The organism is Anaerohalosphaera lusitana (assembly GCF_002007645.1).
GTDB classification, from domain to species: domain Bacteria; phylum Planctomycetota; class Phycisphaerae; order Sedimentisphaerales; family Anaerohalosphaeraceae; genus Anaerohalosphaera; species Anaerohalosphaera lusitana.
Genome location: NZ_CP019791.1, coordinates 3,228,367 through 3,252,842, shown reverse-complemented (window position 1 = coordinate 3,252,842; position 24,476 = coordinate 3,228,367). Strand labels below are relative to the sequence as shown.

16 protein-coding genes are annotated in these 24,476 nt (G+C 53.0%); 12 read left to right on the top strand and 4 right to left on the bottom strand.

Features of this window, described 5'->3' with window-relative positions; translation table 11 throughout:
* The first annotated feature begins 294 nt into the window (after nt 1–294).
* Entirely contained in the window at nt 295–3,720 is a 3,426-nt protein-coding gene (locus STSP2_RS13065; RefSeq protein WP_169853209.1) for an endo-alpha-N-acetylgalactosaminidase family protein, read from the top strand.
* Nucleotides 3,721–3,789: 69 nt separating this feature from the next.
* Nucleotides 3,790–7,653: a beta-galactosidase, LacZ type gene (lacZ, locus tag STSP2_RS13060; RefSeq protein WP_146663199.1), complete on the top strand. Its 3,864-nt coding sequence runs from the start codon at nt 3,790–3,792 to the stop codon at nt 7,651–7,653.
* Nucleotides 7,654–7,739: 86 nt separating this feature from the next.
* On the opposite strand, the gene STSP2_RS13055 is transcribed toward lacZ, so the two are convergent.
* Nucleotides 7,740–8,606, bottom strand: a complete 867-nt coding sequence (locus STSP2_RS13055) for a helix-turn-helix transcriptional regulator (protein ID WP_169853208.1) — start codon at nt 8,604–8,606, stop codon at nt 7,740–7,742.
* A gap of 284 nt (nt 8,607–8,890) precedes the next feature.
* Here STSP2_RS13055 and STSP2_RS13050 point away from each other — a divergent pair, with 284 nt between their 5' ends.
* The 5 genes from STSP2_RS13050 (at nt 8,891) to STSP2_RS13030 (ending at nt 14,217) form a co-directional block, all read left to right on the top strand.
* The gene (locus STSP2_RS13050) at nt 8,891–10,273 is read left to right on the top strand and encodes a Gfo/Idh/MocA family oxidoreductase (RefSeq protein ID WP_169853327.1); all 1,383 of its coding nucleotides are present in this window, start codon (nt 8,891–8,893) and stop codon (nt 10,271–10,273) included.
* A 208-nt stretch (nt 10,274–10,481) separates the two neighbouring features.
* A complete protein-coding gene (locus STSP2_RS13045; protein WP_146663196.1) occupies nt 10,482–11,315 on the top strand; it encodes a sugar phosphate isomerase/epimerase family protein in 834 nt (277 codons plus the stop codon).
* Between the two features lie 48 nt (nt 11,316–11,363).
* Nucleotides 11,364–12,380, top strand: a complete 1,017-nt coding sequence (locus tag STSP2_RS13040; RefSeq protein ID WP_146663195.1) for a Gfo/Idh/MocA family protein — start codon at nt 11,364–11,366, stop codon at nt 12,378–12,380.
* A gap of 1 nt (nt 12,381) precedes the next feature.
* A complete protein-coding gene (locus tag STSP2_RS13035; protein ID WP_146663194.1) occupies nt 12,382–13,191 on the top strand; it encodes a sugar phosphate isomerase/epimerase family protein in 810 nt (269 codons plus the stop codon).
* A gap of 18 nt (nt 13,192–13,209) precedes the next feature.
* Nucleotides 13,210–14,217: a Gfo/Idh/MocA family protein gene (locus STSP2_RS13030; protein WP_146663193.1), complete on the top strand. Its 1,008-nt coding sequence runs from the start codon at nt 13,210–13,212 to the stop codon at nt 14,215–14,217.
* A 24-nt stretch (nt 14,218–14,241) separates the two neighbouring features.
* Here the strand turns inward: STSP2_RS13030 and STSP2_RS13025 are convergent, their stop codons facing one another.
* The 3 genes from STSP2_RS13025 to STSP2_RS13015 form a co-directional block, all read right to left on the bottom strand.
* Nucleotides 14,242–16,005, bottom strand: coding sequence for a formate--tetrahydrofolate ligase (locus STSP2_RS13025; protein WP_146663192.1), 1,764 nt, complete (start codon nt 16,003–16,005; stop codon nt 14,242–14,244).
* A gap of 90 nt (nt 16,006–16,095) precedes the next feature.
* The gene (locus STSP2_RS13020; RefSeq protein ID WP_146663191.1) at nt 16,096–17,997 is read right to left on the bottom strand and encodes an ATP-binding cassette domain-containing protein; all 1,902 of its coding nucleotides are present in this window, start codon (nt 17,995–17,997) and stop codon (nt 16,096–16,098) included.
* A 149-nt stretch (nt 17,998–18,146) separates the two neighbouring features.
* The gene (locus STSP2_RS13015) at nt 18,147–18,353 is read right to left on the bottom strand and encodes a hypothetical protein (protein WP_146663190.1); all 207 of its coding nucleotides are present in this window, start codon (nt 18,351–18,353) and stop codon (nt 18,147–18,149) included.
* A 307-nt stretch (nt 18,354–18,660) separates the two neighbouring features.
* Between STSP2_RS13015 and gyrA the strand changes: the two genes are divergently transcribed.
* From gyrA to STSP2_RS12990, 5 genes are all read left to right on the top strand, one after another.
* A complete protein-coding gene (gyrA, locus tag STSP2_RS13010) occupies nt 18,661–21,267 on the top strand; it encodes a DNA gyrase subunit A (protein WP_146663189.1) in 2,607 nt (868 codons plus the stop codon).
* Nucleotides 21,268–21,276: 9 nt separating this feature from the next.
* Nucleotides 21,277–22,269, top strand: a complete 993-nt coding sequence (gene holA, locus STSP2_RS13005) for a DNA polymerase III subunit delta (protein WP_146663188.1) — start codon at nt 21,277–21,279, stop codon at nt 22,267–22,269.
* Nucleotides 22,270–22,285: 16 nt separating this feature from the next.
* Nucleotides 22,286–23,251 carry a VWA domain-containing protein gene (locus STSP2_RS13000; RefSeq protein WP_146663187.1) on the top strand — a complete coding sequence of 322 codons (966 nt, stop codon included), beginning with the start codon at nt 22,286–22,288 and terminating at the stop codon, nt 23,249–23,251.
* Nucleotides 23,252–23,334: 83 nt separating this feature from the next.
* Complete coding sequence (locus STSP2_RS12995; protein WP_169853207.1) at nt 23,335–24,054, top strand: MotA/TolQ/ExbB proton channel family protein; 720 nt, start codon at nt 23,335–23,337, stop codon at nt 24,052–24,054.
* A complete protein-coding gene (locus tag STSP2_RS12990; protein WP_146663185.1) occupies nt 24,051–24,467 on the top strand; it encodes an ExbD/TolR family protein in 417 nt (138 codons plus the stop codon). Before STSP2_RS12995 ends, STSP2_RS12990 begins: the two co-directional genes overlap by 4 nt.
* The last annotated feature ends 9 nt before the right edge of the window (nt 24,468–24,476 follow it).

Sequence of the window (24,476 nt, the reverse complement as noted above, 5' to 3'; positions counted from 1 at the left end):
CCGTCTCGGGGTTTGCTTTTTCAGGGTGTAATAGCTCAGCAGTCGAAATTTTAGTTGCAATGCGTAAATGTGATATTTAGAGGCAGCGGTGATCACATAATGGTCAGTTGGGGTGTATTTGAGATCAATAAACAGGTTTAGCAGCAAAATATATTTGCTTTCAAAGGTCTGGAGTAGTTATCATCACTGGCGATTGGATGTTATTGATAATCACATTATGATGGTGATATGGGCGCAAAGTGGTTGTCGATTCTGGTGATGCCTACAAAATTTCTTTTGATAATGGAGTATGAGATGACGGTGATTTCGCTCAAGAAATGCATCAGCATGTTTTTCTTATTAACAGCCATCTGCCAGGTTTCTGCAAGTGGGGCAGTTATCAGGTCAAAAGATATGGCGGTCACAGTTTCTGACAATTTCCCGCAGGTAGTTAAGTATCAGTGGCTTGACAACGGCGCTGCCATCAACGGCCAGGACGAAGATCTCGCTAAGGTGCTCATAAATGGATCTGGCTACCAACCTGCGGTTCAGAGTTCGGCCAAGGGCGACACTGTACATTACACAATGGATATCGAGCCCATTTCGGTGAAGATACTTGCCGAGCTCAGTGTCGAGGGTCCGGTTCTGAAATTCGAAGTCACTGATATCCAGGAAAACGGCGACACGCTGGTAAAAACCTTTGAGATTCCTGACCACAATCTGATAACTGGTCGGTCAAGTCAGAAAAATGTCAAGCTGGCTGTTAATAATCTTGCAGGCGGGGAAAGCTTTTTAGAGCTTTCAAGTGCCCAGATCGCTGCAAAGCCTTCCACAGCGACCTATGCCATACTGACTACCGATGATCTGGCAGCATCGATCGAAAACAATACGATCGTGACCTGGCATCGTTACAAGTATCAGACGACCGGGAGTGGCAATGACAAACAGTTTGCGATCTGGAACAATAAATGGATTTGGCGGGAGATCGATACTGAGACAGTCGAGCTTCCGTGGTGCAAAGTGATAATCACCCGCGATCGTAACGGCGATGATTTGATCGGCTGGCAGGACGGTGCGATCGCTTACCGAGATATCCAGCAGGACAGATTCGGGGCGGAAACCATTCAAAGCAGTATCAGTCATGTCGCGATGAATTTTGCCAGCGTCGGGCAGAATCCTTTCTTGAGGATCCTGGACAATGTCAAGAAGCTGTCGCATTACATTGACGGTTTCGGCCAGACGGTTCTGCTCAAGGGCTATGCGTCCGAGGGCCATGACAGCGGTCACCCGGATTATGGAAACATTAACGAAAAGGCCGGCGGTGCGGAAGATATGCAGTTTTTGTGCGAGAAGGCCAAAGAGTATAACGCCATGATCGGCGTGCATATCAATCATACGGAAGCTTATCCGGAAGCGAGGGCATTCAGCGAGGAACTGGTGACGGATCAGCCTGGCTGGCGGTGGCTCGATCAATCGTGGAAGATCGATCGCAAGGCGGACACGCTTTCAGGTAATTTGTACGACAGACTTGTAGAGCTCAAGGGCAAGATACCCGATCTTTCGTATGTGTACGTTGATGTTTACTTCGGGATCGACTGGGTTGCGCACAAGCTTGGGAGCAAGCTTAATGAGCTTGGTTGGCCGATCTGGACGGAGTATCCGAATTATCTTGGAACTTACTCGATCTGGTCACATCATAAAACAAGCCCGCGCAGTATCTACCGGTTCATCCATAATTCCGACAAAGACGTTTTCGGCTATGACCCGGTGCTGATGGGGTATGATCACACCGGCTTTATGGGCTGGGACAGCGGCGGTTACGAGAAGAATATTCACGAAGTGGTCGAGCTGTTTTACACCAAGAACCTGCCTACCAAATATATGCAGAATTTCGAGCTGCTCAAGCTGAGTGATACTGAGGCGGTTTTTTCCGGCGGGCTGATTTCAAAGCGTGAAGGTCAGAGCACTAACATATACAAGGACGGCAGGTTGATCTTTTCTAATGATCGCGTGTTTATTCCCTGGGACCCGGTGGGTGAGAGCAAAATATACCACTGGAACGGCAGCGGGGGAGCAAGTTCGTGGATACTGCCGGCGAGCTGGTCGGGTCTGAAGAACGTCAAACTTTACAAACTGACCGATCTGGGCAGGGTGTTTGTCGATGAGATCGCAGTCGATGACGGCAGCATTGTTATAAATGCAAAAGCTGAGACACCTTACGTGGTTTACAAAAAGTCGGCGCCTGCTCAAAAGGTCGAATGGAGCGAAGGCAGCGTGGTTAAGGACATGGGTTTTGACAGTCATGGGTTTGATTATTGGAACGTGAGTTCGCCGGCTGCTGACAACGATCACGTCACGATCAGCAACGACGAGAACGGCCAGACTTACTTGCACATCGAGGGCAATACCGGCGCGGCGGCGAAGGTAAGGCAAAAGATCGTCGGTCTTGAGGGCGGCAAGACATACACAGCGTCTGTATGGACGCAGGTGACCGGCGGCAGGACCGCGGGAATCCGTGTGAGTGATTTCGGCGGGTCAGTGGTCGAAAAAGTCATTGACAGGACGGAGTTTCCGTGCAATTTCCCGAATGCAAGCAAAAACGGTACGAACTTCCAGCGGCTTAAGGTGCTGTTCGATGTGCCGAAGGGCAATGACGGTGCGGTTATTTCGCTGATCGCTGAAGCCGGTGAGCAATCCTCGGCTGCTATGTTCGACGATGTGCGAGTGGTTCAGATCGAGAAGGCGGATCAGAACGGCCATTACTTCTTCGAAGACTTTGAAAACGTGGATGAGGGCTGGGGGCCTTTCGTGTACGGCTATAACAGGCCCTGCAATACGCATCTTTCTGAGACGCATGAACCTTATACGGACGACACGATCGACGGCAGGTTCTCGCTCAAGACAATGGACGAACGGCATGTTGGTTATGTCGTCCGAACACTGCCTTCAACGCTCAAGCTCGAGCCCCAGAGCTGGTACACGGTCAGTTTCGACTATATCGCTGACAACGCGGATCAATACAAGTTCGTCGTCGATGAGCCTTACGTTGATGATGCGGAATTTGATGCGACTTATGAACCCAAGCTTGCTGCCGAGAACTGGGCGGGGGCAGAAGAAGGTGCAGGTGCCGAGGCAGATAACGGCCGTCTGGTCGTGAAGTCGAGTGTGTTTGACTTGGAGACCCCCGAGGTTGTCGACGGAGAACTGACTTTCAAGGTCGAATCGCAGAGAAACGGCAGGTGCGGTGCGTTCGTACGTTACAAGAACGCGGATAGCTGGGTATTTATCGGGTATGACACAGGTTCGAAATGGGTCTGGGCGACGCCGAACACTTACGGCACGCTGACCAATGCGGGGCCGAGCATAGACGGTGACGGCAAGGAACACGAAGTCAGGATCAGGTATGTCGGCCAGTACTTCAAGCTATGGGTTGACGGCGAAGCTGTCTTTGAGGGAGAGCTAAAGGCCGTACCTGTGCAGGCGGGGAAGATCGGGTTCCGTTCGTGGTTTAATTCAGTCGCGCGGTATTCAGACGTGAATTTGAAATACTCGCAGGAAGCTGCAGAGTCGCAGGTGGGTGCTCGAATTGCGGAACGCATGATACCTTCGGGTGAAGGAAAAATGCAGATCTCGTTTAAGACGGACGAGAGCGAGTACAGCTTTATCGCATTTGAGAAACTGAATAACAGCCGAGGTAAGTTGGTTATCGATAATTTTACCGTTGATCAAGGCAGGAAATAGACTGGTGGTTACTCGGGGTCGGTCTTTTGGTGGGTCCCGCTTTTTGTGACGATTTCTGGAGTTATGGACATGAGCAGAATTGGACGTGTTTTATGCATCGTGATGATGGGGGTGGTTTTGGCGGATATGGCATTGGCGGATGATGTGCCTGATTGGGAGAATCCGCTGGTTTACGGCATTAACAAGGAGCCCGCGCATTGCACCTCGGTGCCTTATGCCAAAGAATCTGAGATCGGCAAAAGGTCGTCATATACGCGGTCACTTGACGGGCTGTGGAAATTCCACTGGGCAGCCAAACCCGAAGATAGGCCGATTGATTTTTACAAGCTCGATTACGATGTAAGCGACTGGGACGATATAGCTGTGCCGTCGAACTGGCAGCGCAAGGGCTATGGTGTTCCGGTCTACACAAACAACATCTACCCGTTCAAAAAAGAGCCGCCGTTCGTAACGAAAGAGCCTCCAAAGCATTACACCTCTTACGAGCTGCGCAATCCCGTCGGCAGCTACCGCAGGACTTTCGATGTGCCCTCTGACTGGGACGGAAAACAGGTGTTCGTTCACTTTGACGGCGTCAAGTCGACGTTTTATCTCTGGGTCAACGGCGAGAAGGTCGGCTACAGTGAGGGCTCGTTTACGCCTGCCGAATTCGATATTACAGAGTACCTACGCGATGGTGAGAACATGATGGCCGTGGAGGTCTACCGCTGGAGTGACGGCAGTTATCTTGAGGATCAGGACTTCTGGAGACTCAGCGGTATATTCAGGCCGGTTCGGCTCGTCGCACGTAACAAGGTTGCGATCCAGGATTATTTTGTGCGGACCGATCTGGACGAAGAATACGAGGATGCGCAGCTCCAGGTGGCTGTTAAGCTGAAGAATTACGGTGATGCTGATACGGCTGGGTGGACCGTCGAAGGCAAGCTGCTCGATGCCGAAAAGGGCCTGTTCGGGTCAGGTGAGATCACCTCTTTTGCGATAGATGAAGTAAAGGTCGACGGTGATTCATGGGCGGAAGTGACTTTCGTTGACGACATCGAAAGCCCCGCCAAGTGGTCCGCTGAAAAGCCCTATCTTTATCAGCTCGTTTTGACATTGAAAGATAAACACGGTAAAGCAGTCGAAGTGCACAGTTGTGACGTCGGTTTCCGCGAGATCGAAACTGGCCCGAACGGTCAGTTGCTGGTCAACGGCAAGAGTGTGCTTCTCAAGGGCGTCAACAGGCACGAGCACGATCCTGATCGCGGACGTTCGCTGACGGTTGACAGCATGATCGAGGATCTTCGCCTGATGAAGCTGCACAATATTAACTGCGTGCGGACAAGCCATTACCCGAACGATCCGCGGTGGTACAGCCTCTGTGACAAGTACGGCATATACCTCGTGGATGAGGCGAATATAGAGGGCCATGGCATGTACGGTCATCAGGGTGTGCCCGCGCTCGGCGAGAGACGTGACTGGGACGGTACGCATATCGACAGGGCGATGTCTATGGTGCATCGGGACAAGAATCATCCCTCTGTAATTTTCTGGTCATTCGGCAATGAGTCCGGCGGCGGAAAGGCGTTCGACAAGATAGCCAAAGCGATCAAAGCTGTAGATAAAACTCGTCTGCTGCATTACGAGGTCTACTGGGAACCGGCGGATATGGACAGCAATATGTATCCGAGCATCGGCTGGGTCGAGAGCCAGGGCAAGCGGGATTCGAACAGGCCGTATTTCGTTTGTGAATACGCGCACGCCATGGGCAACGCCGTCGGCAATCTTCAGGAATACTGGGACGTGATCGAAAGATATCCGCGATGCGTCGGTGCCTGCATCTGGGACTGGGTCGATCAGGGGCTTCGTGAAACGGATGAGAACGGCAAAGAGTATTTTACTTACGGCGGCGATTACGGCGACAGGCCCAACAGCGGCAATTTCTGCATCAACGGACTGATACTGCCTGACAGACAGGTAACGCCCAAGCTTATCGAGGTCAAGCAGGTTTATCAATATGCGGACTTTGATGCGATCGATGCCGCTGCCGGTCGGATAGAGATTGCGAACGAGTATCACTTCACGAATCTCAGCGATTTCGATCTTGCTTGGTCCATCACCGAAGACGGCGCCATTGTGCAGTCCGGCAAAATGCATGGGCCCGACATTTCGCCCAAAGCCAGCGGAGAAGTAACCTTGCCCGTCAGGCAGTTCGATGCACAGAAAGGGGCTGAGTACCTGCTCAATGTTAAGCTGCTTCAAAGACAGGCCTCCGATTTCGTGCCCCGTGGACATACAGTTGCACAGGGACAGATGAGCATCCCTGTCAAGATGGGCAGGCTTGCTGTTGATCGAAGTAAGTCCGGTGATGTTAAAGTCATCGAGAAAGACGGCAAAATACTTGTCTGGGGTGATGGTTTTACGATGGCATTCAGCCGTGAGGACGCAACCATAGATGAGCTGATCTACGGCGGCAATGTGGTTATAACGGACAATGGCGATGGCGCGAACGGCCCCATCCTGAACGCTTTCCGGGCTCCGGTTGATAACGACAACAGGGGTAACTGGTACCGATGGGGGCTCAACGAGCTCAAATGCGTGCCGCAGTCAGTAACCGTTGATAAAGGTGGTTCGGACAATGTTGCCATAACCGCTGTATGTAAATATTTTGGCCGGGATGAACTCGAATGTTTTGAGGTGCAAAGCAAGTACACTGTTTTTGCGGACGGCGTCATTCTTGTCCGCAATCATATCGTGCCGGGATCGGAAATGGGCGTTCTTCCCAGGCTCGGCATGAAGATGCATGTCAGCGGCGACCTGGAGAATGTAAAGTGGTACGGCAGGGGCCCGGCAGAGAACTACCCTGATCGTAAGACCGGTTCTATGATCGGGCTTTACGAGAGCACGGTTTCGGATCAGTATGTGCCTTATGTAAGGCCGCAGACGACCGGCAATAAAGAGGATGTTCGCTGGGCCGCGCTGCTGAATGATTCCGGAGACGGCGTGATCGCCGTGTCTGAGGACGTAATGTCCTTTACGGCCTTGCGGTACACCGAGAACGAGCTCGACCGGGCACGACACATCAACGAGCTGACACCCCGAGACGATGTGGTTGTTTCACTTGATTACAAGCAGCTCGGCCTGGGTAACGGCAGTTGCGGACCGGGAGTATTGCCGAAGTATTCTTTCCCCGCCAAGACGGTTGATTTCAATTTCAGCCTCAGGCCGTACAGCCGAACAATGGATGATATCCGAAAGGCTGCTCGCGGCACACTGACTGTACCCAAGCCCCAAGTCTCGCAGAATGACCAAGGCGACATAGTGATAAAGGCAGGCGATGACGTAATTATCCTCTATACGACCGACGGCAGTGACCCCGATGCCGATTCGACCGAGTATGACGAACCGATCGAGATCGACAGGCGGACAACGGTGAAGGCGGTAGCGGTTGCTGAAGGTTTTATGGCCAGTCCCGTTGCGTCCGCAACCTTCTATGAGAAGCTCGATCTGGTTGATGCCGGCAAGGGCAAGTGGAAGGTTGTCTCGGTTGACAGCGTACACCCAGGCGAACCGGGCTCTAACGCGATTGACGGCAATCCCGGTACCAAGTGGCACACGGAATGGCAGAACGCTAGTCCGCCCCATCCGCACGAAATCGTGATCGATATGGGTACAGCATATGAGCTGGCGGGTTTTGCGCTCCTGCCCAGACAGGACGGCAGTTCCAACGGCAGCATAAAGGGCTATAAGTTCTTCGTAAGTGATGACGGTCAGGAGTGGGGTGAACCTGCTGGGGAAGGTGTCATGGAAGAAGCGAGACAGCTCAATACAGTTCGTTTCGATAAACGCGTTAACGGCCGCTATATCAAGCTGGTTGCGGCCTCGGCTTTCAACGGTCCCTGGACATCAGTGGCTGAACTCGATGTGCTGGCGACTAAGCGGCTCGATCAATAATGTGAATTTCGCATGATGGTTATGCGAGAGTGTGTGAGGTCGGTACGGCTATGATGCTGTGCCGGCCTTTTTTTCAACCATCGCTGTCAGGACATGTGACGCTGACGATAATTCTGCGGTGACAGCCCCTGATACTTTTTGAACACGCGCGAAAAATGAAACTGGTCCTCGAAGCCGACTTCAAGACCTATCTGCGAGACGGGCATCTGCGAGTGGAGCAGCAGGTTGATCGCTTTGTTCATCTTCAGCCGGGTCAGGTATTCGTACGGCGAGATGTAGTTATGCTTTTTGAACAGCCGTGACATATAGCGAACATTCACATCACAGGAATTAGCGACCTGCTGAGCGGTCCGTATAGCTGAAAAATTGTCGTCGATGTACTTTTTACATTTGCGGTAGGTGTCGAACGCCAGTGAATGCGGTGAATTGGTGTTGGCCAAAGCGGAGGCCTGCTTGAGAAGAAGTATCTCCAGATAGTTGCAGCATATCTGCTGGCTGTATTCGTTTTTCTCAAGGCCCGCCTGGAGGATCTGATGCAGCATCTGCAAAGTTGAGGCAGGCTCTGATATTTGCATTATCTTCGTTTTCGACAGCGTACTAGACCGCAGCAGTTCGTTTGCCCGCGTTCCCGTGAAAGTTACGAATATATGCTCCATGGGATTGTGCGGATCCGACCTGTAAGTGTGCCTGTCGCCTGGCGAAAAGCTGGTGATGACCCCGCCTTCGAGTTTATGGTGGGATCCGTTTATCATGAACATTCCCTTGCCCGTTATCGTGAACTTAATTACGTGGAACGGGTAGTCCGTTCGGTCGATGAAAAATGCCGGTCCGCACCTCTCGTATCCGCCGCAGACTATTTCGAGCGGTTGACGGGTTGTGGACTCGGTTTCATAGAAAAAGTAGCGGCTCTGCGCGACGATATCGCGGGGCAGGGACTGAACATTTGCCCTCACTATGTTACTTATATCCTTATGCGTTTGTTCCATATGCGATTGTCGGGTTTGGATTGAGTGGCCAGAAGTTACATATATCCATATAAATATCACTTCTGTCTATGGCAGTCAAGGGGTGAAAAGCTTATTATTGCAAATAAGACGTAGTGGTTTGCACCATGACAACTATCGGTTCAGTGTGTAAAAAGGCTCTGTGGGCTTGAAACCTGGGTTTTGGTTCAATGATGGCGTCCTCGTGCTTTATTAGAATTCTTGTAGTGGGTACAGTTAAGGAGAACCTGAAAATGGCAAGAAGTATCAACAGAAGAGATTTTTTAAGAAGCAGCGCGGTAACAGGCGCTGGAGCGGTTCTGGGCGGAATTGCTCTGGGAGGTTGTTCCGGGGCACCTATGCTGACTACCAAGCCTCGTGTATTGACGACCGAGCCCAAAGACGAGATCAGGATCGGTTTCGTTGGCATTGGTAACATGGGTTCGGGTCACGTCAGAAGGCTGATGCATATACCCGGCTCTAAGATCGCGGCTGTTTGTGATATTCGTCCCAGTCGGACCAAGTGGGCGGTCGAACAGGCCAAGAGTGCCGGCCTGGAAGTACCTGCTGTCTACGGCAAAGACGAAACAGATTTCGTAAGGATGTGCGAAAACGAGGACCTGGACCTGGTCTACAATGCTGCGCCCTGGGAATGGCACACTCCCATCTGTCTGGCGGCCATGGAAAACGGCAGCCATGCGGCCTCTGAGGTCAACATCGCGCTTTCTATCGAAGACTGCTGGAAGCTCGTCGAGACGGCTGAAAAGACCAAAAAGCATTGCGTCATGATGGAAAACTGCTGCTACGACAAAGCTGAGATGGCTGTGATGAACATGGTTGGACAAAAGCTGTTCGGCGATCTCGTCCACGGCGAATGCGGATACCTCCACGATCTGCGAGGCTTGTTGATCAGCGATACATATTACCAGGGCCAGTGGCGATGGAAAGAACAGACAACCCGTGACGGCAACCTCTATCCGACACACGGTATTGGGCCGATGGCATGGTGCATGGACATCAATCGCGGCGACACCTTCGATTACATGGTATCCGTCAGCAGCAGGGCTCTGGGACTGCACCAGTATGTCGTTGAAAAGCTCGGCGCGGACCATCCGATGGCCAAGACCGATGTTGCCTGCGGCGACGTCAACATCGCACTGATCCGCACCAAGAAGGGCAAGACCATCATTTGCAAGCATGACACACATCTGCCGCGTCCTTACAGCAGAGACTTCCTGGTACAGGGTACAAAGGGCATTATGCGTAAGTATCCAAAGTCCCGTGTCCATATCGAAGGTAAGAGCAAGGGCCACGGCTGGGAAGATTTCGGCAGCTACCTGAAGGAATACGAGCATCCCGTCTGGAAGGCAACCCAGGAGCGAATTGCCAAAGCAGGCAGCGGCGGCATGGGCCACGGCGGAATGGACTATATTGAAGACTATCGACTGATCCAGGCACTGAGAAGGGGTATTTCTCCTGATATCGACGTTTACGATTCAGTGCTTTGGAGCTCAGTTATCCCGGTGAGTGAAGAGAGTGTACGTAAGCAGGGTGAACCGGTTAAGTTCCCGGACTTCACCCGCGGTATGTGGAAAAAGGAAAGAAAGCTCGGTATCGTGGAATACCCAAGCCTCTAGTGATAGTTGCTTGAAGTTTTTATCGAGTTTAATTTTAGCTTGATATGTCCCTAAACCTTTTTTGACTTGACGATGAGGCAGACAGACGGCATTTTAAGAGTGTGATGCGTTTGTCTGTCTCATCGTTCATATCGCAGATCGCAGTTCTGATGCAAGTTCCGTTTTTTGCTGCGTTTTGATAGAGGTAACTTAGACGAAAGGAATTAAAATGAAAATAGGTGCCAGTTACTGGATGTTTGAAGGCGGTCTCGAGGCTAAAAAGCCCATCGCCGAGGCCATGCAGGAAGCAAAGGACCTGGGTTTTGATTCGATCGAGCTCGCCATCGCGAGTGAAGGCGTTCTGACCCATGAAACCACGGAGCAGGAATGTAAGGATATAGTAGCTACAGCCGAGAAGATCGGTATCGAGATCAGCAGTGTAGCCAGCGGCGAGAGCTGGGGCTGTTCGCCCACTTCTAACGATCCCGCTGAACGCGAAAAGATCGTTGAATTTACCAAAAAGGCCCTGCAGGTCACAAAGTGGCTCGGCACGGACGCATATCTGTTCGTTCCCGGCGCGGTACACGTATTCTTCCTTCCCGAAGGTGACGTGATCCCATACGATATCGCTTATGACCGGGCTAAAGAAGTAGTTGCAAAGCTGGTTCCGACTGCTGAACAAGTTGGTGTCACCATCGCTATCGAGAACGTATGGAACAAGTTCCTTCTCAGTCCCCTCGAAATGCGTGACTTCATCGACAGCTTCGATTCCAATCGCGTCGGCTGTTACTTCGATGTAGGTAACGTGCTGCTGACAGGCTATCCGGACCAGTGGATCAAGATTTTGGGCGACCGTATTGCACGCGTCCACATCAAGGATTACAAGATGGTCGGCACTGCAGAGGGATTTGTTGACATGTGTGAAGGCGACGTCGATTTCGAATCAGTCAAGAAAGCACTGGGCGAGATCGGCTACGATAGCTATCTGACCGCTGAGATGCTGCCTTACGAACCCGGCAGACCCGAAAAGACAGCAGACGCAATGAAGAAGCTTTTCAAGTAAAAGCGTTCGCGTCATCGAATCGATAAACTAAGATTAAAGGAGAATATAATGGTTAAGATTGGTATCGTTGGACTTGGCTTTATGGGTAAGATGCACTACGGGTGCTACAGCTCGCTCGATAATGCTAAGATCATCGCTATTTGCGATATAGACGAAAACAGGTTCAAGAACACAGGTGAAACTGCTGGTAATATTGCAGGCGCCGAGGGTGAACTCGACCTGAGCGACAAGACGCTTTACACGGATTTTGACGAGATGGTCGAAAAAGAAGATCTGGACGGCATTTCGATCTGTCTGCCGACTTATCTGCACCCCGAATACACCAAGAAGGCTCTCAAAGCAGGTCTGAACGTGCTTTGCGAAAAGCCTATGGCCCTCAGTACCGAGCTCTGTGAGGAAATGGTCGCAGCGGCAAATGATGCCGGCAAGAGACTGCAGATCGGTCAGTGCATCCGCTTCTGGCCTGAATACGTCAAGCTTAAGGAAATGATCGAGTCGAAAGAATACGGTGAGCTCAAGGTTCTGACTTTCCAGAGGCTCGCTCTGACTCCGACGACCGGTTGGCAGAACTGGTATCTCGACGGCAATAAGAGTGGCGGTGCGGCACTTGACCTGCACATCCACGACTCCGATTTCGTCCAGTACGTATTCGGCATGCCCAAGGCAGTCGTTACCACAGGTATGACCGGCCCGACAGGCGATTACGACCATATGGTCACTCAGTACAGGTACGATGACGACAAGGTTATCACCGCTGAGGGCGGCTGGATGATGCAGGCGAGCTGGGGCTTCGAGATGAGCTTCAACGCCGTATTCGAAAAAGCCACCGTCAGCTTCGACGTGACTAAGGATCCGATGTTCAGGGTATGTCCTGCCGACGGCGACCAGTTCACGCCAGACGTGCTGCCCGGCACTGGTTATTCACAGGAAATCGCACACTTCGTAAACGCGATAGCCGGCGAAGATGTACCTGAGATTACAACCTCACAGGCCAGCAAGGAATCCGTAAGGCTCGTTCTGGCTGAGAAAGAATCCGCTAAGACAGGCAGCAAGGTAGAGCTGTAAAATGATCAAGTGTGACAACTGGCCGACCGGCGTTTGCAGCTGGTCGGCCAGTGATAATTTAGAGACGTTGGGACAGCTCAGGTCCGAGCTCGGCCTGGAGCATCTGCACCTGCACGCCGTTCCTGCTATAGGCAGCGAGGGCGACAAGTTCCTCCGCGCCATTAAAGAACAGGGATGGCAGGTTACCTGTACGATGGTCAGCTTCGAGCAGGAAGACTACAGCACCCTCGATGCTATCAAACGTACCGGCGGCATTGTGCCCGATGAGAGCTGGGATGAGAACCGTCAGCGAGTTCTGCGTTCGATAGATGTCACCGCCGATCTCGGCGTGCAGCTTCTCTCGTTCCATCTGGGCTTTATAGACATGGAAGACGAAGCATACCGAACGAAACTGTCCGAGCGGATCCTGCTGCTTGCGGATGCAGCTAAAGCCAAAGGCGTAAGGCTGCTGCTGGAGACCGGCCAGGAAAGTGCATCCGAGCTTCGCGCATTTCTGGAAAGCCTGAACCATGATTCACTGGGCGTGAACTTCGACCCTGCCAATATGCTGCTTTATGACAAGGGCGATCCGGTAGAAGCGGTCAAAACCCTTGGCGGCCTCATCGAGCACGTACACATCAAAGACGCACTGGCTGCTCAGTGGGGCAAAGAGACTCCATGGGGCGACGGTGATGTAGATACGCAGGCCTTTCTGACCGCTCTCAAGGAGATAGGTTATGATGGTGCGTTAGCCATCGAACGCGAATGCGGCAAGTCGCGATTTGAAGATGTGAAAAAGGCGATCGATCGCCTTGTCAAGTTTCAGGCATAGCGGGGGAAATACCAAAAAATGCTTCTAGGGTTTGACAGCAAAGAGGTGCGGGTCTGTATTGCCGGCATGGGCAAGATGGGCGGATACCACCTGCATGCCCTGGAGCAGCTCATGGCGGGCCAGTACGAGCCTTATTACAAGGGCGACGTCGAAAAGCAGCTCAGCAAGATACGCATTGCCGGTGTTTGCGATGTCGATGAGGAGCATCTTGCCTCATTTCCGCAATACGATCACTATGTCGACTACGCGAAAATGCTTGATGACTCAAAGCCTGACATCATCGTCATTGCGGTGCCGACGAAACTCCACTTCGAATTTGTCGCAGCCGCACTTAAAAAGGGCATCCATGTACTGGTGGAAAAACCGCTGGTCACGCGCAAGGCAGAGATGGACGAGCTCGTCAGGCTCGCGAAAGAGAACGGCTGCAAGCTGATCTCGGGACATGTCGAGCGATATAACCCCGTCGCGATCAAGATAGTTTCGATGATACGCGAACGGCAGGTGAACCCGCAGAGCTATTCGTTCAGGCGAACGCAGAAGCACCACGAACGCATTCCGGACGATATCATCGTAGACAAGGTCGTGCATGACCTGGACCTTGCGAGATATTTCTTCGGCCCCGTCAAGGGTGTGAATGTGGAACGATCCAGACGTTTTGAAGGGCAGGTTTACGAGGCCCAGATCAATGTTGAGCACCAGAGCGGCGTACAGGGCGAGCTTTTCGTTTCCTGGCTTGTCGAAGCTGATGCGAAGGAGCGAACTGTCCGTATCGAATGCGAGGATTGTGAGGTCCGCGGTGACTTCAAGGAAAAGAAGCTGCGCGTCGATGGAAAAGAGGTCGACTGCGAAGTGCCCGGCTGGATAACACCTTCCAACAATCAGATAAAGGACGAGCTGGTTGATTTTATTATGTACTGCAGCGAGAGTACCGAGCAGGCAAGGCTCGTCGAGCCTCTGCTAAGTCTTGGCGAGGTTGAGGAATCGATCTCACTCATCGAGCAGATCGCACGAAGCGTTAACGCGTAACACTGCTGCTATCGTTCTAACGAATTAGCCTATTCCATACACTTCGCCGGTCTCCGTATCCACATCGATCCGCCGATAAGCAGGATCCGATCCAGTGCCGGGCATCAGCTTTATCCCACCAGCGAGCGGCACGACCAATCGGGCACCCTCGTAGACGTAAATATCACGTATGGGCAGTGTCCAGCCGGCAGGACGGTTTTTCAAGGAAGGGTCATGTGACAGGCTCAGGTGTGTTTTTACCATGCACAGGCCGAAGTCTTTGTAGTAGGGATCGGCTTCGAGCTTTTCGAATTTCTCTATAGCCGCCGGCTCATACTCTACATCAGCCGCGCCGTAAAGCTGTGTTGCAATCGTTTCGATCCTTTTGCGGAAGGGCGTTTCATCGGGGTACAGATAATCGAACTCGTTGGGAGCTTCGCATGCTTCCAGTACCGTCTCAGCCAGATTCATCGCGCCGTCGCCGCCTTCGAGCCAGTGTTTGCTGACTGAAAAAAGTGCACCGTTTTCGCCAGCAGCCCGGCGAACCACTTCGATCTCTGCTTCGGTGTCCGTGTAATAATGATTGAGGCATACTACCGGCTTGATGCCGCTTTTTTTGACGGTCTCGATATGGGCGATAAGGTTTTCACAGCCCCTGGCAACCAGATCCGTATTCTCTTCTGTATATGTGCTGTCCAGTGCCTTGCCCGGCTTGACCGCTGGCCCGCCGCCGTGCATTTTGAGAGCACGGATCGTAGCGACAATGACAACCGCGTCCGGCTTGAGGCCCGACATGCGGCACTTGAGGTTCCAGAATTTCTCGAACCCGATGTCCGCACCGAAACCGCTTTCAGTTACGACATAATCTGCAAGCTTCGAGGCGGTTTTGTCCGCGATGATGGAGTTTTGGCCTATGGCTATGTTCGCGAACGGACCCGCATGAACCAGCATCGGCTGACCCTCGAGTGTCTGCACTAGATTAGGATTCAGAGCGTCCACCAGCCATGCCGTCATCGCGCCGTCGACTTCCAGGTCCGCGGTCGTCACCTTATTGCCGTTACGGTCATACGCGAGGACGATCTTGCTGACCCTTTCGCGGAGATCTTCGAGATCCGTAGCGACCGAAAGGATCGCCATCAACTCACTTGAGGCGGTGATCTGCGCGCCGGATTGCATTTCGAGCCCGTCCTTCGGCCCGCCCTGACCGATGGTTATATTTCGAAGAGACTGTGCGCAGAAGTCCAGCACCCATTTCCACTGAACCTTCCCCGGATCGATATCGAGTCGTTTGAGGTTTCGTTTAGCCAGCGTCGCATCATCGTAGTTGTGCTCGTGCTGCATCCGAGCTGTGAGCGCGGTCATCGCGAGATTATGGGCGTTCGTGATGGCTTCTATATCCCCAGTCAGCCGTATGCAAAGTGGCGTGATCGGTATCGCCTGGGCGAGTCCGCCGCCCGCACCCGCACCTTTGATATTGAAAGTCGGACCCGCGCTGGACTGTCTTATTGTTCCGATAACCTTCTTTTTGAGCTTTCCCAGCCCTTGCACCAGGCCGATGGTCGTGGTGGTCTTGCCCTCACCCAACGGCGTGGGAGTGATGGCGGTTACGTCGATGTATTTTGCTTCAGGAGTTGAAGCCAGCCGTCTGCGGATCTTTTTCTGATCGAGCTTGGCAAGCTGATGACCCATCGGCAGCAGTTCGCCGTACTGAAGTCCCAGCTCATTTGCCAGGCTTTCCAGTGATTTCATGCGTTTTTCAGCCTCGTGGGCGATCTGCCAGCCCTTTGTTTTCGTCGGATCAGGCTTCATGCTGTTTGCTCCCTTTGGTAAAAAAGTCAATCGTGATGCCCTGTTTATCGACACAAATCGGCCTAAGCTCCAGCTAACGGACGATTTTCGTCAGGTGTTGAGCTCTTCCAATTGCTCCCATCTCTCGTACAATTCCGCCAGTTTAGAGTCCAGTTTTTCGGATCTGTTCATTACCGCTGATATCTTTTCACTGTCCTGCTTGTAGAAGTCCGGCTTCGCCATGTCTTCATGCAACCCGGCCTGCTCGGACTCAAGCTCTTCTATGCGTGCCGGCAACTGCTCCAGCTCCTGTTTCTCGCGGTAGCTGAGTTTTTTCTTCTGCGCCGGCTTGGGTTTAGATTTTTTCTGCTTCTTTTCGGGTTTCGCCGGTCTGCTCGTTTCATCCTGAGGCAGAGGTTTTCTTTGCTTGAGCCAGTCGTCATACCCGCCTGCGTATTCCTTGACCATGCCCCCGCCTTCGAACACAAGCGTGCTGGTGACAACATTGTTGAGGAACTCACGGTCATGACTGACCAGCAGAAATGTCCCCTGGAAATTTACAAGCAGCTCTTCAAGCAGCTCAAGCGTTTCCATGTCCAGATCGTTCGTCGGTTCATCCAAAACCAGCAGATTCGTCGGCTTTGCAAATAACTGAGCGAGCAGCAGCCGGTTTCGCTCACCGCCGCTCAGCGTCCGAACCGGCTTTTTGGACTGCTCTGGCATGAACAAAAAGTCCTGCAGATACCCTATGACATGCCGCTTTCTGCCGTTGAATTCGACTGTTTCATAACCATCGATCACGTTCTGCCATACAGCCTTGTCCGGATCGAGCTGCCGGTGGAGCTGGTCGAAATACGCGATCTGCAGGTTCGTCCCCAGCTTGACCCGTCCGCTCGTGGGGCTAAGCTGACCCAGCAGCAGCCGCAGCAACGTTGTCTTACCGCAGCCGTTGGGACCAATAATGCCGACCTTGTCGCCTCGCAGTATCGTTGTGCTCAGATCGTCGACAATGGGCGGATTGTGGTCATACTGGAACGAGGCCTTAAAAGTCTCGATGACCAGTCGACCGGACAGATCCGCCTGCTGCGTTTCGATGTTCGCTTTCGCGGCAAGCTGACGACGGTTGCGCCGCTGCTCGCGCATTTCCTGGAGCTCACGAACCCTTCCCTGGTTGCGTTTCCGCCGTTCGCGCACTCCCTGTCGTATCCATTGCTCTTCTTCGGCGAGCTTCTTGTCGAATTCCGCCCGATGCTTGAGAAGGGCGTTGGTGTGCTGTTCTTTTCTCTGGGTGAAAGTGTCGTAATCGCACGACCAGGAGCTGATCGTCCCCAGCTCCACATCGATGATGCGGGTGGATAGATTACGTATCAGCGAACGGTCGTGAGTGACGAATACAATCGTGCCGGGATAATCGTTCAAAAAGCCTTCCAGCCAGGTGATGGAATTGATGTCCAAGTGGTTCGTCGGCTCGTCCAGCAGAAGAATGTCAGGTTTTGTGATCAGCGCCTTGGCCATTTCGACCCGCCGTTTAGTGCCCGCACTGAGACTGCCGAAGGTGTCACTGCCGTTCAGATCGAGGTGCGTGAGAACGGTCTGCACCTGCCGGTGTATCGACCAGGCATTATTTGTGTCGACTTTATGCTGTGCCTTCTCCAGCCGGGACATATTCTCGGCCGACGGATCGTGTGCCACCTGACTGGTAATCAACTCGTACTCGGCCAGCAAATGACCCAGCTCACCCAGCCCGATCAGTACCTCGTCGAACACTGAATGCGAACCCTCGCCCGTGACTTCCTGCGAGAGCATCGCGACTTTCGTGCCGGGCTCGAGCTGTATCGCGCCCTGGGTTGGTTTTATGGTGCCGTTAATGAGCTTAAGCAGCGTACTTTTTCCCGCGCCGTTTCGGCCGAGCAGACACAGACGCTCTCCCTGTTCGACGTGCAGGGTGATGTCGTCAAGTATATTCGGGCCTCCAAAGCCAATGGAGACATTTTGCAAAGTAAGCAGAGCCATTGTTTTCCACGTAATCACGAATTAGTCAGGATTTAAGTATCGGGGCATGATACATGCAAACTGGTGCGTTGTTAAGAGGGGAATTCGATCATTGACGTGGAAGTGTATGCGATGGCAGGAAATGTTGTCGATTCTGGCTGGCAGTGAAGTTAGTCTGCCGGATAGCTCGTCTCGATCAGCGAACGTTTGAGCGGATCCTCAAAGCAGCTTTCGAGCTCCTCTTTGATATGTTGCAGATAGTTAGGGTCGACATCCAGCGGGCTTTGCATCCCGGCCCAGAGCATGAGAATGCTCCTGGCGTGCTTATCGATCCATCCGGCTTTCGTGATTTGAGCTGCTTTTGTATTCTCAGACAATTGGGTGCCTCCTTTGGTCTTGAATTGCACCAATATTTACAAGTATTTATCGGCAATCCACAGCTTCACCTTGAGGGTTATTTGTGTTCAAAGATGGGGCAAAAGTGAGCAAAAGAGGGTAAAACTTGCAGATAGTTTGCATTTTTGAACCGGTTTCGAACCGGCCGACAGAAAAATGTGTCTGAACGGTCGTAAATAGTGACATATGATTGACTTTTAAGGGTTTAGCACTACAATTGGACCGGTGAGAACGCGGCACACGGAAGTCGTATGCGCGTTTTGAATATCTGGTTTATGGAAAATACGAATGGCTGATATTAACGAGACAATCAACGACCGATTCGAGGATATGAAGATCCTCGACGAAATGAAGACTTCGTACCTTAACTATGCGATGAGCGTCATAGTTTCGCGTGCACTGCCCGACGTGCGGGACGGCCTTAAGCCCTCACAGAGGCGTATCCTCGTCGCGATGAACGATTTGAACCTCGGTCCACGCGGCAAGCACCGTAAATGTGCCAAGATCGTCGGTGACACCAGCGGTAACTACCATCCGCACGGCGACCAGGCCACCTACGGCACGCTGGTCCGGCTCGGCCAGCACTGGAACATGCGTTACACGCTCGTTGACCCGCAAGGTAATTTCGGCAGCATCGACGCCGATCCGCCCGCTGCTATGCGATATACCGAGGCACGTTTTGCCTCACCCGCCCCGGATATGATGGAGGACATCGAGAAGGACACGGTCGATTTCGTGCCGAACTACGACGAAACACGGAAAGAACCGGTCGTTTTGCCCTCAAAGTTCCCAAATCTGCTGGTAAATGGTGCCAGTGGTATCGCGGTCGGCATGGCCACAAACATCGCGCCGCACAACCTCAACGAGGTATGCGATGCACTGCTTTTGATGATCGACAACCCGGACTGCACGTTCAAGGACATCCTGGAAGTGCTGCCCGGCCCCGACTTCCCGACCGGCGGCATAATCTGCGGCCGAAAAGGCATCCTCGATGCCTACGTCCACGGTCGCGGCCATCTCAAAGTCCGCGCAAAACACCACATCGAAGAGAGCAAGCGCGGCAAGATCAGCATTATATTCACCGAAATACCCTATATGGTCGTAAAAGCGACCATTGTTTCCAAGATCGCCGACTGCGTGCGTGAAGGCACGATTCCCGAGATTAGCGACGTACGGGACGAGTCCGACCGTAAGGGCATGCGGATCGTGGTCGAGGTCCGCAAGGACGCTGACGAGAATGTCGTCCTGAACAAGCTTTACCGCTACACGCCTCTGCAGAACACGTTCGCCATCAACAACGTCGCGCTGGTCAACAGCCGACCCGAAACGCTTAACATCAAGCAGATGCTCAAGCTCTACATCGAGCACAGGCTTATCGTGATAAGGCGCAGAACGCGTTATCTGCTGAAGAAGGCCCGCAACCGCGCCCATATCCTGGAAGGCCTGATCCTGGCGGTCAGCGACATTGACGAGATCATCGAGCTGATCAAGAAGTCCCCGGACGCACCGACGGCTAAGATCAACCTGATGGAAAAGCCCCTCAAGCTGGTCGAATCAGAAACACTGCGACGTCTGTTGCCGGAATCGTTCGTCTCTGAACGTCACGGCAAAGAGCAGTTCCTGACCGGACCGCAGGCGGATGCGATCCTCACCATGCAGCTTCAGCGGCTTACGGGTCTCGAGATCGAGAAGCTCGCCAAAGAATACGGCGACCTGACTGAGAAGATCGAAGGCTACGAAGCACTGCTGTCAAACAAGGATATGCAGTTTGACGTGGTGCGTGAAGACATTCACGAGATCAAGGGCAAATACGGCGATGACCGCCGCACGAATATCAGTGAAGAGGACCTGACAGGGTTCGACCTGGAAGACCTCATCACGGAAGAAGAAGTGCTGGTGATGATCAGCCATCAGGGCTATATGAAACGTATGCCGATCGATACCTACCGCAAGCAGGCACGCGGCGGCAGAGGAATCATAGGCTCTTCGACGAAGGAAGATGACTTTATCGAACATCTATTTACGGCCTCGACGCATGATTACCTGCTGGTATTCACCACAGGAGGCATCTGCTACTGGCTCAAGGTCTACAACATCCCCGCCATGTCCAGACAGAGCAAGGGCAGGAATATCGCGAATCTGCTTGACCTGGGCGACGACAGTATCGCGTCTATCCTGAACGTGCGGGAATTCGACGATCAGCGGCAGCTCCTCATGGCTACCCGCAACGGCATAGTTAAAAAGACCGTACTCAGTGCATACGGCAACCCGCGTTCCAACGGCGTAAAGGCTGTTCGCCTGGACGAGGGCGACTGGGTGATCGGTGTCGATGTGACCAGCGGCGAAAACGAGATCATCCTCGGCACGGAAAAAGGCATGACCATACGCTTCCACGAAGCCGACGCCCGTTCGATGGGGCGCGTGAGCAGGGGAGTAAAAGGCATCAGCCTGGCCAAAGACGATGCCGTAGTAGGCATGGTCATCGTGGAAGAAGGTGCTTCACTGCTGACAGCGTGTGAGAATGGCTACGGAAAACGCACCGCGTTGGAAGAATACCGTGTTCAGAGCCGTGGCGGTAAGGGCATAATCAACATCAAGGGCCTGGACAGAAACGGCAAGGTGATCGCCATAAAGGCTGTTCAGGACGAAGACGACATCATGATGATAACCGCACAGGGTATGATCATACGGACCGGCCTGGAGGAAGTCAGGGTTATCGGCAGAAGTACTTCCGGCGTTCGCATGATCAATCTCAAGAAAGACGATAAACTGGTTGCGGTCGAACGGCTCAGCCTTGAAGAGGAAGAAGAGGCGGCTGAATCCGCCCAAAACGGCGAGGAATCTTCCAGTGAGGCCGAAGGATCTGCCGAACCTGATGAGAATGCTGAAGAGTAGCTTTGATCGATGGCAAAAAATAAGAACAAGGAAGTCAGTTGCATATATGTGATCTGCGGCAAGGACGCGCACCTTGTGGGTAAGCAGTGCGAATCGCTGGTCGACAGCCTTCTCGGCGACGATGAACGGGATATGGCCCTGTTTCAGCCGGACCCGGACAAAGTCGACTGCGTAACGGTGCTCGACGAACTGCGAACAGTACCGTTCCTTGCATCTCGGCGGGTGGTGGTACTGCGCGGTGCGGATAAGTTCATCACTGCCAACCGGCCTCTTCTGGAACGCTATTTTGAAGAACCGAGCAAGAGCGGCGTCCTTGTTCTGGTCGTCAGTAAATGGCAAAAGAGTACGAAACTTGCCAAAAAGCTTCCAAAGGTCGGCGAGCTGATCGAGGTAGGCGATCTCAAGCCCGCACAACTGCCGGGCTATGCCGTAGAACGAGCCAAAACGGAACACAGCAAGACCCTGGACAGAGATGCAGCCGCGGCGCTGGTGGAGTTTGTAGGTGACGATCCCGGAAAGCTCGCAAGCGAAGTAGACAAACTTGCGATGTACGTCGACGAGTCGGCTAAGATCTCGCTTGATGACGTCGAAACGCTCATAGGCAAGAGCCGTGCATTCAACGCGTTCGAGGTGATCGACCTGATAACCAGCGGAAACACTGCCGGCGCGGTCGAACGACTTCGCAATATGTTCGTACACGACCCCAGTGCCGAGTACACAGCCGTGGGAGCTTTTGCGTATCACATGCGCAAGATGTTTAACGCGAAGGTCATGATCGAGACGGGCGTGCCGATAAGACAGGTTTGCGGTAAGCTGCGGATCTTCGGAAAGAATCAGTCGGCATTTCTGACGCAGATCAAGAAGGTCGGACTCGCTCAACTGGGCAGCGCAATACGTGAACTGGCCCACATAGACCTTTCGATGAAGACAGGGGGGATGGATGGAAAGGTCGCCATAGAGCAGTTAGTGTTCAAGTTGGGGATGACACTCAAAAACCGTTAGTCTCTAAAGGGTTCCAATGGACGGAACTGGCATTCAGGATAGACCGGAATTTGACGACGCTTCCGCTGGCACAAAAAGCGGCAGCAATTGGAAGCGCCGCGTCAACACCGCAGCGATGCTGGGGTGGACGGTATCGCTTATAATCCATGTCGTGGCGATAGTCGGTATCGGCAAGATCGGCTGGATGTACGGCGGGGACCGCGGCAACGGCGATGTTGAAGTTGCGATCGTTGAATACGAATCCGGCGACGAGCTCGAGTCGCTGGGTCAGCAGGAGCAGATTGATCAAAGTGTCTCGGTCGCACCATCTGCCGATATGCCCGAGGTGAAGGTTGAACTCGGAGCACTTATGCCCACCGAAGATGCGCAGATGCGAAGCGAGGTTCTGGATTCCCAAATGCTGAACATGGATACGGGTACGGCTGGGCTCGGCAACGCCTGGCAGGAAGCGTCGCTCAGCGGCGGGGGTGCTGCAGGCTCAGGCGGGGCGAGCTTTTTCGGCCTCGAAGTCTCCGGCACCAAATTCGTCTATGTCGTTGACCGCTCAGGCAGCATGCGAGGTGAACCTCTTAATATGGCCAAAACCGAGCTGCGACGAAGCATATCCGAGTTGGAAGAGTTTGCCGAGTTTTTCGTGATTTTCTACAGCGGCAGCCATATTGCCATGCCCGGAGGCGAACTAGTCGAAGCAACCGAAGAGAACAAGGAGGATTGCTATGACTGGCTCGAGAGCATTACCGGTTCGGGCAGTACCGATCCGACTTCCGCTATGGAGCTTGCTCTGAGCCTTAACCCCGACGCTGTATGGCTGCTCAGCGATGGTCAGTTCAACAGCTCGATGTCCGATCATATCACCAGATATAACAAACAACGCGGAGTGGTAATAAATACCATCGCATTTTTGAACAGAAGCGGTGAGGCAATACTCAAACAGATAGCCAATAAAAATGACGGCAAGTACCGCTTTGTAGCAGGCCGTTAATTTTGAAAATTTCAACATCAGGAGAGAAAATAAACATGCTTGGAAAGAGGATATTTCGGATTACAGCCCGGCAAAGAGTACTGTTGACATTGTGCCTGGCCATGCTTTGCGTTGCGACCGCATTCGGCGCCGAAGACGGTGACCAGGAAACACGCATATCGTTGTGGAGCACCATCGCTGCAGGCGGGATAATAGGCTATATCATCCTGCTGACCTCACTGGTCGTACTCGCCCTGGTGGTCGAGGGTTTTATCAATATCCGCCACGAAAAGCTCATACCCACGGGACTCGCCGACGACGTTCGCGAGAACCTGCGTATGGGCGAGTACCAGCGGGCGAAAGAGATGTGTACCGAGGATGATTCATTCCTGGGTCGGGTCATCGCCGCTGGTCTCAACGAAGTGAATTCGATGTTCGGCTTCTTCGACATGCAGAACGCGATGCAGGAAGTCAGTGAGCGGAATATCTCGAAGCTCTACCGCAGGCTGGATTATCTTTCGTTCATCGCTGCCGTAGCACCCATGATGGGACTGCTCGGCACGGTTACTGGTATGATCCGTTCGTTCAACCAGATCGCTCTCACCGAGGGTGCCGCCAGACCTTCCGAGTTGGCCGGTGGTATTTCCGAGGCACTTGTGACAACATGCCTTGGCCTCGTGGTCGCGATACCAGCCATGTTTTTCGCAACCTTTTTCCGCAACCGCATCGATAACTTCGTAGCAGAAGCGGAGATCGAAGTCGAACGGCTTATGGGCCGTTTCCGCAAAGGTAAGACAGAGAACACGGGAGCCGGTTCAGCATGAAGCTTTGCAGACCCAGACCAAAACCTGGCATGGGCGTGAACATCGCGTCGCTGATTGACGTGTTTTTCCTGCTGATCATATTCTTTATGTCTGTATCACAGGTCACGCCCAGGCAGATGAGGATCGATCTGCCCTCCGCCGAGCAGGTCAACGAGCAGAGCAACGCGCTTAGAAAAGAGCTCGTGTTCAGTGTGACCGCGGGCGAGGATATACATCATCTGGGCGAACGGATTACTGCCGATCAATTTGGCAACCTGGTCAGGAACGAAGCCGAAACTGCCGGAACTAGCAACGTGGAAGTTCACATAAGAGGCGACAGAACCACCGACTGGAAGGCGGTTCGAGGACTGCTGGACATATGCGCCAAAGCCGGCATTACCGGTGTCAAAGTGGGTGTGATCAAGGCATCGTAGACGGAAGAT